This is a genomic window from Thermoanaerobacterium aotearoense, from assembly GCF_009905255.1.
GTDB classification, from domain to species: Bacteria; Bacillota; Thermoanaerobacteria; order Thermoanaerobacterales; family Thermoanaerobacteraceae; genus Thermoanaerobacterium; species Thermoanaerobacterium aotearoense.
The window spans coordinates 659534-671603 of sequence record NZ_CP047602.1; the positions used below are offsets into that span (position 1 = coordinate 659534).

The following is a 12070-nucleotide window of genomic DNA, read 5'->3' on the forward strand; positions in this document are numbered from 1 at the left end:
GGGGTCTATACAATGTCTTTTGCCATTTCTACATTAGAGCAGGGGCTTGTCTATGGCATAATGGCACTTGGTGTCTATATATCTTTTAAGATAATAAATTTTGCTGATTTGACTGTAGAGGGCAGCTTCACTTTAGGAGCTGCCGTCACAGCAAAACTCATAACAAGCGGTGCAAACCCTGTTTTTTCTATTTTTATTTCCATCATTGCTGGGGGATTGGCCGGTTTAATCACGGGATTTTTGAATACGAAGCTTAAAATTACGGAGCTATTAGCGGGGATACTTACGATGACTGCTCTTTACTCTATAAACTTGCGCATAATGGGAAAGTCAAACATACCTATGCTTAGCAATAAATCCATATTTGACTACTTTGATTTTGCCGGAGGCTATAAAAACATATTATTTTTTGGACTTATTGTCGTTTTTATATTGCTTTTGACAAATTATTTTTTGCAGACGCGGACTGGATTTGCGTTAAGAGCTACAGGAAACAACCAGCAGATGGTTCGCAGCATGGGAATAAACACAAATGCTACGATTACGCTGGGACTTGTAATATCAAATGCGTATATTGCCTTGGCAGGCTCTCTTGTGTCGCAGTATCAAGGCTTTGCCGATGCTGGCATGGGCATTGGAACACTTGTCGCAGGACTTGCCTCTGTCATTATCGGTGAAGTATTGATAAGAGAGAGAAATATATTGTGGGCAGTGATTTCTGCCGTTGTAGGATCGATAGTCTACAGGAGCGCAATAGCGATAGCGCTTACAATAGGATTTAATCCGACAGATCTAAAACTTTTGACTGCCATATTAGTAGTTGTGGCATTGTCACTGCCTGGGTTGAAGAAAATTGTTTTAAGCTCTAACTGAAAAGGGGGATTTGCTATGTTAAAGCTTATAGATGTTGATAAATATTTTTATAAAAATACCCCTAATGAGATTCAAGTATTCAATAAATTGAATCTTGAAGTAGATGACGGTGATTTTATAACGATTGTGGGCAGCAATGGCGCAGGCAAATCTACGCTCCTCAATCTGATAGCTGGAGCATATCCTGTTGACAGCGGCTCTGTTGTCATCGATGATTTGGATGTGACATCGTATCCTGAATATAAAAGGTCCAGATACATTGGCAGAGTTTTCCAAAACCCTCTTTTAGGAACAGCTCCATCCATGACTATTGATGAAAATTTGTCAATTGCGTATTCAAAAGGTGCTGGGCTAAACCTTAAAATGGGGCTTAACAAGAAAAATAGGGAATTTTTCAAGGAAAAGCTGGCTGAATTAGGATTAGGCCTGGAAAACAGGTTGAAGACAAAAGTTGGGCTTTTATCTGGAGGACAGAGGCAGGCATTGACACTTCTTATGGCTACATTTGCAAAACCTAAGTTGCTTTTATTGGATGAGCATACTGCTGCTTTAGATCCAAGGACTGCCAATATAATAAATGAAATTACAAATAAGATCATTTACGAAAACAAGTTGACTACGCTTATGGTTACTCACAATTTGGAGCACGCTTTGGAGTTTGGGAATAGGATAATAATGATGCATCAAGGACGTATAGTGCTTGATTTAAAGGAAGAAAAGAAGAATCTTACAGTAGATAAGCTTTTGAAGATGTTTAATGAAGTCAATGGCGCTGAATTTGTAGACGATAGAGTGATGTTGGCTTAGGATTTACTCACACCCGTTTCTCGTTGTGAATATAATGTGATTATAAGGATTCAACGAGAAATGAGGTGTTTTAATGGAAAATGGAGAGATTAAGAATTTTGATGCGGTGGATGAAGAAAAATTAGAAAAATTGATGGATGCGATAACTCCGATTTTGAAGGAGATGGAAACAGATACACAGCCTATATATATAGCAAAGTTCGTACTTTTTGTTTTTTTACTTATTTTAATTAATGATACAAAATTTTCTGCCATTGCACTGAATGCACTTTTGGCTGCTTCGGATATTGTTTCGTTTTTCCCAGCCATATACAATATTTATTCTGCTGAGCCGATTTCCCTCGAGGCGCCAGATGAAAACAGCAAACTTCCGAAGCTTGTATTTCCTCCGCCAACAGGCATAAGTATGGATACCTTTTTTGGTTTTACATTGCTTTCCATTTTTACGCTATTAGGCTTTTCAAATCTTCAGTATCTATATGCGATTTATGCGGCACTGACGTATACATTCATACCAGGTGCTACGGCTAACTTGATAAGAGGCTTGCCGACGCCTACTCCAATGGATAAAAATGATGTGAAAAAAGATTAAAGTATGAGGTATTGCCTCATACTTTTTTTAATGCCATTTCTACATTTATCATCCCATATCCTTGTGAATAGTACCTGTAGTGGTCTACATTTGTGGTAGTAGATTTTAAGATGTTTTTTATTTGGTAATTTGTCAGTGAAGGATTTTTTTCCAAAAGAAGTGCTGCTGCTCCGGCTACAATTGGTGTTGCCATTGATGTACCAGATGCCGTTCTGTATGATTTGTTAAGAAGGATGTTGTCGTCAGTTCCTATTGGAACATTTCCTGATGCGGCTGAAACGATCTTTACGCCAGGTGCTACTACATCAGGTTTTGGCAAGAAAGCGGATCCTCTTCCTGAGAAATTGGCAATCTCATCGTCTGAAGTGTCAACAGTTCTTTTGTCATCAACTGCACCAACTGTTATAACATTCATGCTGTTTCCCGGAGATGTTATAGAATTCATAGACGGCCCCGAATTGCCAGCCGCTACTACAACAACCAATCCACTTCTCCAAAGCCTATCTACTCCTTTGACAAGAGGGTCTAAAAAAGGAGGCAATGATGGTGTTTCACCGATGGAAAGTGAAACAATTCTTATATTGTATTTATCTTTGTTGTCAAGTATCCACTGCATACCTGACAGTATATCTGATGTTGAACCGCTACCTCTGGAATCCAAAACTTTTACTGATACTATATTTGCTTCAGGTGCTACACCTTTGTACTTGCCATCTGATAAATAACCGCTGGATGCGGCATCGCCTGCCACATGGGTACCGTGGCCGTTGTCATCGTATGGACTTTTTTTTCCGTTTACAATGTCGTGAAATGCAATTATCCTGTTTTTGGGTTTAGTGAAGTCTGGATGAGGGTAAATTCCTGTGTCTAAAAAAGCTATTGTTACGCCTTTACCAGTGTATCCATGATCATTTGCCTCTCTTGATTTGATTTCCTGTGTGGCAATGTTAAGCTGTGTTTTTACAGTTGAATCTTCAGCTATAAATTTTATGCCTTTATTTTTTGCGATGATGTTCAGCTTATTGCACGGTATGTTTACAGCCCAACCGTTGATGATAGGCAGTTCGTATTTTATCGTTCCTCCAATTGATTCTATCTTTTTTTTAAGCGCATCATATGGCAAATTGGAATACACAATAGCGCTAACACATTCACTCCTATATATAGAAGCTTTTCTCAATAACCTTGAATCTATTTTGCTTTTGGGATAAAGGCTTTGAATGACACTCGATAAAATCAGCGCAGAAATTATATCCATAAATTAAATCCCCCTTTCTTATATCAGAATATGTTTAAGGTAAATTTTTGTTAGTTTTTAAATTGGAAGTGTCACAAATATTGGCGGTGTCATATTATGTATTAGGTCAAAAAGACCTGACATAAATCTTGCGAAAGGGGGATATTTATATGCCCACAGAGAAAGGTGCATCATGGATAGGCGGTGGATGGTTCTGGATTATAATTATAATACTTCTTATCTTCTTGTTTGTACCTGGCTTCATAGTCGAAGAGCCTAAAGCTTGATTAAATTTAAAATTTTAAAAGGAGGATTATTATGGCAGGAACAAGTTCAGTATTTGGCGAAAGCAATTTGCTGTTCTTCTTCTTAATTCTCGTTGTCCTTATGGGCGGCGGATGGTTTGGCGGAGCATGGTCAATGGAAACATTGCTGTTCTTCTTCGTACTTTTAGTCATAATCATGGACGGTGGAATGGGATTATTCTTAAATCAAGTCAAATAAAGCAAATGGTCCTATCTTGCGGTAGGACCATTTATATTACATAAAAGACGAAATCAATATCAATAATCAGAAATGAGAATATAATGAATTAAAGTAAATTAAAATGGAGCTGATCTTATGAATATATCTGGAAATACGCTTCTATTCTTTTTTGTCATATTGACTGTCGTAATGGATGTGAGGTTTGAATTCGAAGATTTGCTGTTTTTCTTTCTTCTGTTAGTCGTCTTACAGCAAGACAAACCGCGGAAAAAAGCAAGGCGCTTTTTGTGGTCACTGGCCACCATGAATTTCAGTAACAATATTTAACACATCACGTATAATGTATTAGGTCCTTGAGGCCAAAAAATAAAGGAGGTTTTTAGTATGCCTGAAGGGAAAGGAGCAGCATGGGGCGGCGGATGGATCTGGATCATAATCATAATACTAATAATTTTCCTCTTTGTACCTGGAATATTTGTGGTCGATAAATAATGTGAAGGGGGTTTTCATATGCCTGAGGGAAAAGGAGCAGCATGGGGCGGTGGATGGATTTGGATCATAATAGTGATCCTTATAATCTTCTTGTTTGTCCCAGGTATTTTTGTGGTGGATAAGAAATAAAAGCATGGGGCAGGTGATAATAAACCTGCCCTATACATATATTATTTAAGAAGTATTTATAGAAGTGGGGGATTTGCTGTGGATAGAGAAAAATTACTAAAGGTATTGATAATTGAACTTTTCATAATATTTTTTATAAGGTTTCAAATTTTTGATGGCTTAAGTCTTGAAGGTGAAAGGCGGCTTTTAAAGAAAAAAGAAGACGAAGAGATTGTGGATCATGGTAAAGATGATAAAACAGAAGGCAAAAAGGACGATGAGAAGAAAAACGATTTGGATATATTTGAGATAATAGAGAAAAGCAAAAACTTTATGGGAAGCGTTAAACCATATCTACACAGGAAGGAACAGTACTACATAGATATCTTCACAAAAATTGCCGAAATACTTGAATGCCACAGACAGTTGATGGAATTTAATCAAGAAGCTGAAGTGCAAGAAGACGACTTCGATCAGATTGGAATGCTAAAAGCAGTAAAACCGTATATGAAAGAAGATAAACAGATAATCATAGATAAATTTATAAAACTTCACGAAGGAATACAAAACCTAAACGAGAAAATGAAAAAATACGAAGTTGAAGGAGATAAAAATAACATCATAGATAAAATCTTGGACATTTTTGAAGCGATAAAACCTGTTATTCCGGATGATAAAAAGGACATGGCAGAGAAAATCATAAAGAATATAAAGCTTGTAGAAGCTTTAAACAAGGCTGAAAGCATTATGAATTCAAAAAATAGCGAATCAAGGCACGAGAAGGTGGAAGAAAGCGATAAAGGCGATGTGAAGAATGATTTATTTGACAGATCTAAAGAAGATAAAAATATAGAAGAAGTTAAAGTTGCAGAAAACGCCGCAAGTGATGAAATGGTGGAAGATGTAAAAAGCAATGATTCAGAAAAGGAAACAAAAGAGGATGATGTGCCGAAAAGTCTTGGACTTACAGAGCAGCAGTCGGAAGTCGTAAACGGTCTTAAATCAATGCTTACAAAGGAACAGCAGCAATTTATGTACAACATGATAAATTATCTAAAACAACAAAGTTCAAATGGCAATGTAAATAATGTTGCAGGCAGCTAAAGCCTGCATTTTTTGCGTAAATTCAATATTAATCGTATAATTAGAAGATAAATGGGAAAAATCTATAATAATCGTCTAAAACGGCAAAAATTAGAGAAATTTGGAGTTTGCCATGAACTTGTAATTAAACTAATATAAAAAGTGTGATGATTAGCACTCGTCATGAATGAGTGCTAACAAATTTCGAGGAGGGATATTATGAGATTAAAACCACTTGGTGACAGAGTTGTAGTAAAGGTTACTGAAGCCGAAGAGGTAACAAAAGGCGGCATTGTATTGCCTGGCACTGCGAAAGAAAAACCTCAACAAGGTGAAGTACTTGCTGTCGGCTCTGGTGAATACATAGATGGAAAAAGAGTCGAGCTGGAAGTAAAAGTCGGAGACAAAGTAATATTCTCAAAATACGCTGGCACAGAAGTAAAACTTGATGGAGAAGAATATCTTCTCTTGAGGCAGAGCGATATATTAGCTGTAGTAGAATAAGGAGGTAGAAGAAATGGCAAAGAAAATTTTGTACGGTGAAGATGCAAGAAAGGCTTTGGAAAGAGGCGTAAATGCTGTTGCCAACACAGTGAAAGTCACATTAGGACCAAGAGGCCGTAATGTTGTTTTAGATAAAAAATACGGTTCACCAACGATTACAAACGATGGTGTCACAATTGCAAGAGAGATTGAATTAGAAGATCCTTTTGAAAATCAAGGCGCGCAGCTTTTAAAGGAAGTTGCAACAAAGACAAATGACGTTGCTGGTGATGGTACAACAACGGCTACTGTATTGGCACAAGCTATGGTATTGGAAGGTTTAAGAAACTTAGCTGCTGGTGCAAATCCAATGCTTTTAAGGCGTGGTATGGCAAAAGCTGTCGATGCTGCTGTTGAAGGATTAAAGAACATATCAAAACCGGTAGAGGGAAAAGATTCTATTGCACATGTTGCATCAATTTCAGCGGCTGACGAGGAAATCGGCAACTTAATAGCTGAAGCAATGGATAAGGTCGGCAAAGACGGCGTAATAACAGTAGAAGAATCAAAGTCAATGAATACGACTATTGAAATAGTTGAAGGAATGCAGTTTGACAGAGGCTATATTTCACAGTATATGGTAACTGATACAGATAAGATGGAAGCAGTTTTGGACGATCCTTTAATACTCATCACAGACAAGAAGTTGTCAAATATCCAAGACTTGTTGCCATTGCTTGAGCAAGTAGTACAACAAGGCAGGAAGCTTTTGATAATTGCAGATGATGTTGAAGGTGAAGCACTTGCAACATTAGTAGTTAATAAATTAAGAGGCACATTTACATGCGTTGCAGTAAAAGCTCCAGGATTTGGCGACAGAAGAAAAGAAATGCTGCAAGACATAGCTATCTTGACAGGTGGCCAAGTAATATCTGAAGAAGTAGGTCTTGATCTCAAAGAAGCTAAAATAGACATGCTTGGTCGCGCAAGACAAGTAAAAGTGACAAAAGAAAACACTACAATAGTTGATGGTGCAGGAAATGCTGCAGACATAAAGAACAGAATAAATCAGATAAAAGTTCAGATCGAAGAGACTACATCAGATTATGACAGAGAAAAACTGCAAGAAAGATTGGCTAAACTTTCTGGCGGTGTTGCAGTAATTCAAGCTGGTGCTGCTACAGAGACAGAGCTTAAAGAAAAGAAACACAGAATAGAAGATGCTCTTTCAGCTACGAGAGCTGCTGTAGAAGAAGGTATAGTTCCTGGCGGTGGCACAGCACTGTTAGATGTCATACCAGAAGTACAAAAAGTAGTTGATTCATTAGAAGGCGACTTCAGGACAGGTGCTCAGATCGTGCTGAGAGCATTAGAAGAACCAGTAAGGCAGATAGCAAGAAATGCTGGTGTTGATGGCTCAGTAATCATTGAGAAGATAAAAGAATCAAAAGACCCTGCTTTTGGTTATGATGCATACAAAGAAGAATTTGTAGACATGTTAAAAGCAGGTATAGTTGACCCAACGAAGGTTACAAGGTCAGCACTTCAAAATGCTGCATCTGTTGCGTCAATGATATTGACAACAGAAGCAGTTGTGGCAGACATACCAGAAAAGAATCCACCAGCTCCAGCAGCAGGGGCAGGCATGGACATGATGTAATGAAAATAACCGGGTATCCCCGGTTATTTTTTTGTACTGTTGACATGGACATCTAAATTTGTTATATTGTTTAGTAATTTAATAATAAAATCTTATCCGCATATAATCTGGTGAATAGGCACTGGAGTATCTACAAAGAGCCGTAACTCTTTACTATGGGGAGTTATTGTTGTACTCTTTTTTGCCTGAACGAAATTCTCTGTTCGGGCATTTTTATTATAAACTCAGGCATAATAAATTTTAGAGGAAGGGGATAAAAATGGCTGATAAATTTGTTAAAGAAGGACTGACGTTTGACGATGTACTGCTTATACCGGCAAAATCTGATGTGCTGCCAAAGGAGGTTGACACTAAAACACGCCTTACAAATAGTATAATGTTAAATATACCGTTGATTAGCGCAGGGATGGATACTGTGACAGAATCTTCTCTTGCCATTGCAATAGCAAGAGAAGGAGGGATTGGCATAATACACAAAAATATGCCTATAGAAAGACAGGCTTTAGAGGTAGATAGAGTTAAAAGGTCGGAACACGGTGTTATAACAAATCCTTTTTATTTGTCACCAGAACACAAGATACAAGACGCTGTAGAGCTTATGGAAAGATATAGGATATCTGGAGTGCCTATAACGGTTGATAACAAACTTGTGGGGATAATCACCAACAGAGACATAAGATTTGAAAGCAATTTAGACAGGCCGATTAAAGAAGTCATGACAAAAGAGAATTTAGTCACTGCACCTGTTGGGACTACTATAGATGAGGCTCGGGAAATACTTAAAAAGCATAAGATAGAGAAGTTGCCTCTTGTGGATGATGACAACAATTTAAAAGGATTGATTACCATTAAGGATATTGAAAAGGCTGTAGAATATCCTAATTCTGCAAAAGATTCGAGAGGAAGATTGCTTGTTGGTGCTGCTGTAGGTGTTTCTGCGGATGTCATGGAAAGAGTTCAAGCTCTGGTAGATGCCAATGTAGATGTTGTGGTTGTTGACACGGCTCATGGACATTCTGTCGGTGTCTTAAATACGGTGGAAAAGATAAAGAATAGATTTCCTGATCTTCAGATCATTGCTGGAAATGTGGCGACTGCAGAGGCTACAAGAGATCTGATAGAAAGAGGTGCTGATTGCGTTAAGGTAGGCATTGGGCCTGGTTCAATTTGCACAACGAGAGTCGTAGCAGGAATCGGAGTTCCTCAGATTACAGCAATTTATGATTGTGCGGAGGAAGCCGATAAATATGGTATACCTGTAATCGCAGATGGCGGCATAAAGTACAGTGGAGACATCGTCAAAGCGATTGCTGCTGGTGCATCTACAGTGATGATTGGAAGTCTTTTTGCAGGGACCGAGGAAAGCCCTGGTGAAGTAGAAATATACCAAGGAAGAAGCTATAAAGTATACAGAGGAATGGGCTCAATATCAGCAATGAAGAGCGGAAGCTCTGATCGGTATTTCCAGGAAGGCATGAAAAAACTTGTTCCTGAAGGTGTAGAAGGTAGAGTGCCTTACAAGGGACCTTTGAAGGATACTGTTTACCAGATGATTGGAGGCTTAAGGGCTGGAATGGGCTACTGCGGTGTCCACAATATTGAGGAGCTCAGGACGAAGACAAAATTTATAAAAATAACGAATGCGGGATTAACTGAAAGCCATCCACATGATATAATTATTACGAAGGAAGCTCCAAATTATAGTATTAAATAAAGGAGGATTTTGATGGGAATTAATAGAGAAGTCATATTGATACTTGATTTTGGCGGCCAATATACGCAGCTTATTGCAAGGAGAATAAGGGAAGCAAATGTGTTTTGCGAAATTGTTCCGTACAATATAAAGCCAGAAGAAATTGATAAAAGACAGCCTAAGGGTTTGGTGCTGTCAGGAGGACCTGCCAGCGTTTACACAGAAAATGCGCCAATGTGTGATGAAGGTATATTTAAGCTAAAATATCCTATACTCGGCATTTGTTACGGTGCACAGCTTATGACGATGATACAAGGCGGCAAGGTTGCGGAAGCACCTGTAAGAGAGTATGGGAAAACTGATGTTGTGATAAACAACAACATTCCTTTGTTTAAAGGGATCGAAAAAGAGACAAGTTGTTGGATGAGCCACACGGATCAAATAGAATTACCTCCTAAAAATTTTAAAGTCGTTGCATCGACAGCGAATTGCCCTATTGCAGCAATCGCCAACGTTGAAGGAAAGCAGTACGCGGTACAATTCCATCCAGAAGTAGTACATACTCCAAGAGGTACTGAGATAATCAGGAATTTCTTGTTTGAAGTATGTGATTGCTCTGCAGATTGGACAATGGATTCACTTATAGAGCAGACTGTAAAAGAGATAAGACAAAAAGTCGGAAATGACAAGGTTGTCTGTGCGCTGAGCGGTGGTGTTGATTCATCTGTTGCCGCAGTTTTGGTAAATAGAGCAATACACGACCAGCTAATATGTATTTTTGTAGATAACGGTCTTCTCAGGAAAAACGAAGCTGAAAAGGTAGTCGACACTTTTAAAAACAATTTTGATATGGAGATAATAAAAGTAGATGCAAAGGACAGATTTTTAGAGAAGCTAAAGGGAGTCAAAGATCCTGAAGAAAAGAGAAAGATAATAGGAAACGAGTTTATAGAGGTATTCAAGGAAGAAGCAAAAAAAATCGGCGATGTGAAATATTTAGTGCAAGGTACCCTTTACCCAGATGTCATTGAAAGCGGAAGCCCTGTCGCTTCAACGATAAAAAGCCATCACAATGTAGGCGGATTGCCTGAAGATGTAGGATTTGAGCTTATTGAACCATTGAGAATGCTTTTTAAAGACGAGGTGAGACAGGTTGGAAGAGAACTGGGTATGCCTGATGAGATTTTAAATAGGCAGCCTTTCCCTGGACCGGGACTGGCAGTCAGGATACTCGGAGAAGTGACAGAAGAAAAATTAAACATATTGAGAGAAGCCGACAGCATCGTGTTAAGAGAGATGAAAAAATACGGCTGGTACAACAATGTATGGCAGTCTTTTGCTGTATTGCCAGATATAAAAAGCGTCGGTATCATGGGTGATGACAGAACGTATGCATACCCGATAATTTTAAGGATTGTAGAAAGCAACGATGGGATGACGGCAGACTGGGTGAAGATGCCATACGACATTCTCGAAGACATATCTACAAGCATTGTAAATGAAGTGTACGGTGTAAACAGAGTCTTGTATGACATCACATCGAAACCACCAGCTACAATCGAATGGGAGTAAGGTTTAAGCCTTGTTGATAGTTTAGCATAATTATGATAAAATTATGCTAAACTAATAAAGGGGTGATGATTGTATGCCATATATTAGACCGGTATCAGATTTGAGAAATAATTTTGCAGATATATCAAGAGTCGTCCATGAAACTGGGGAGCCAGTCTTTTTAACCAAGAATGGCTATGGAGATATGGTCGTAATGAGCATGGAAGCTTATGAACGAAAACTGTTTGAAAGTGAAATTTACTTTAAGTTGAAGGAAGCGGAACTGGAAGCCCAAATAACTAAAAAGAGATATTCGCATAAAGAAATTTTTGATGAATTAAAGGCAAAAATTTCTGATAGGATGAAATCTGATAATGCATGATATTAGATACCTACCTTTGGCAAGTAGAGATTTATCAAATATTGTATCTTATATTGTAGATGAATTAAAAGCACCAAATGCAGCAATGGATCTAATTAATGAATTGGATACTTCTATATCAAGGCTTGCACAGTTTCCCTATTCATGCAAGGTGTATCAACCTGAAAAACCTCTTAAAAATGAATATAGAGTATTGCCTGTAAAGAACTATTTGGTGTTTTATGTAGTTAGAGAAGATGTTGTCGAGATTCACAGGATTATATATGCTAAAATGGATTTAGCAAAGCTCATAAAATAATATGATTGACATTGCGGAATAGATGAGCTTTATGAAAAAGACCTAAACACGCAGTGGGAGTAACACGAACATTTTTTAAAAATATCAAAAAAATATTCGTAAAATTATTGACTTGAATTGAAAAACTTGATATTATAATTGTGTCAGGACAAGTAAATAATAGCTCATATAATTCTGAGAATACGGCTCAGAAGTCTCTACCAGACAACCGTAAATTGTCTGACTATGAGTGAAAGTGTACCTGAGGGTTCCAGCCTTATTGTCCATGTGTAGAAAACAGTAAAGGCGTTCGGACCGAGCGGTACAGGCATTGTATTGCCACACC

The 12070-nt window shown here is 38.0% G+C and carries 13 protein-coding genes and 2 riboswitches; of the genes, 12 read left to right on the forward strand and 1 reads right to left on the reverse strand.

Features of this window, described 5'->3' with window-relative positions; genetic code table 11:
- Positions 1-12: 12 nt before the first annotated feature.
- The 3 genes from GSH73_RS03185 (at position 13) to GSH73_RS03195 (ending at position 2272) form a co-directional block, all read left to right on the forward strand.
- Positions 13-873, forward strand: a complete 861-nt coding sequence (locus tag GSH73_RS03185) for an ABC transporter permease (protein ID WP_014759422.1) — start codon at positions 13-15, stop codon at positions 871-873.
- Between the two features lie 15 nt (positions 874-888).
- Entirely contained in the window at positions 889-1680 is a 792-nt protein-coding gene (locus GSH73_RS03190) for an ABC transporter ATP-binding protein (protein WP_014759421.1), read from the forward strand.
- A gap of 73 nt (positions 1681-1753) precedes the next feature.
- Complete coding sequence (locus GSH73_RS03195; RefSeq protein WP_014759420.1) at positions 1754-2272, forward strand: hypothetical protein; 519 nt, start codon at positions 1754-1756, stop codon at positions 2270-2272.
- A gap of 16 nt (positions 2273-2288) precedes the next feature.
- Here the strand turns inward: GSH73_RS03195 and GSH73_RS03200 are convergent, their stop codons facing one another.
- Positions 2289-3530, reverse strand: coding sequence for a S8 family peptidase (locus GSH73_RS03200; protein ID WP_014759419.1), 1242 nt, complete (start codon positions 3528-3530; stop codon positions 2289-2291).
- Between the two features lie 297 nt (positions 3531-3827).
- Here GSH73_RS03200 and GSH73_RS03205 point away from each other — a divergent pair, with 297 nt between their 5' ends.
- The 9 genes from GSH73_RS03205 to GSH73_RS03245 all read left to right on the forward strand — a co-directional run bounded on the left by GSH73_RS03205 (position 3828) and on the right by GSH73_RS03245 (position 11745).
- Positions 3828-4013 (forward strand): hypothetical protein, encoded by a 186-nt coding sequence (locus GSH73_RS03205; protein WP_013787494.1) that lies wholly within the window; start codon positions 3828-3830, stop codon positions 4011-4013.
- Between the two features lie 117 nt (positions 4014-4130).
- Positions 4131-4322, forward strand: coding sequence for a hypothetical protein (locus tag GSH73_RS03210; RefSeq protein WP_014759418.1), 192 nt, complete (start codon positions 4131-4133; stop codon positions 4320-4322).
- 372 nt (positions 4323-4694) lie between these two features.
- Complete coding sequence (locus GSH73_RS03215) at positions 4695-5699, forward strand: hypothetical protein (RefSeq protein WP_014759416.1); 1005 nt, start codon at positions 4695-4697, stop codon at positions 5697-5699.
- A gap of 198 nt (positions 5700-5897) precedes the next feature.
- Entirely contained in the window at positions 5898-6182 is a 285-nt protein-coding gene (gene groES / locus GSH73_RS03220; RefSeq protein WP_013787499.1) for a co-chaperone GroES, read from the forward strand.
- 13 nt (positions 6183-6195) lie between these two features.
- The gene (gene groL, locus GSH73_RS03225) at positions 6196-7821 is read left to right on the forward strand and encodes a chaperonin GroEL (RefSeq protein ID WP_014759415.1); all 1626 of its coding nucleotides are present in this window, start codon (positions 6196-6198) and stop codon (positions 7819-7821) included.
- A gap of 78 nt (positions 7822-7899) precedes the next feature.
- A riboswitch (purine riboswitch) is annotated at positions 7900-7997 on the forward strand.
- Positions 7998-8080: 83 nt separating this feature from the next.
- Positions 8081-9535 carry an IMP dehydrogenase gene (gene guaB, locus GSH73_RS03230; protein WP_014759414.1) on the forward strand — a complete coding sequence of 485 codons (1455 nt, stop codon included), beginning with the start codon at positions 8081-8083 and terminating at the stop codon, positions 9533-9535.
- A 12-nt stretch (positions 9536-9547) separates the two neighbouring features.
- Complete coding sequence (guaA, locus tag GSH73_RS03235; protein WP_014759413.1) at positions 9548-11086, forward strand: glutamine-hydrolyzing GMP synthase; 1539 nt, start codon at positions 9548-9550, stop codon at positions 11084-11086.
- Between the two features lie 73 nt (positions 11087-11159).
- Positions 11160-11447 (forward strand): type II toxin-antitoxin system Phd/YefM family antitoxin, encoded by a 288-nt coding sequence (locus GSH73_RS03240; RefSeq protein WP_014759412.1) that lies wholly within the window; start codon positions 11160-11162, stop codon positions 11445-11447.
- Positions 11440-11745, forward strand: a complete 306-nt coding sequence (locus GSH73_RS03245; RefSeq protein WP_014759411.1) for a type II toxin-antitoxin system RelE/ParE family toxin — start codon at positions 11440-11442, stop codon at positions 11743-11745. The genes GSH73_RS03240 and GSH73_RS03245 overlap by 8 nt, the downstream gene beginning before the upstream one ends.
- A 144-nt stretch (positions 11746-11889) precedes the next feature.
- A riboswitch (purine riboswitch) is annotated at positions 11890-11991 on the forward strand.
- Positions 11992-12070 lie beyond the last annotated feature (79 nt).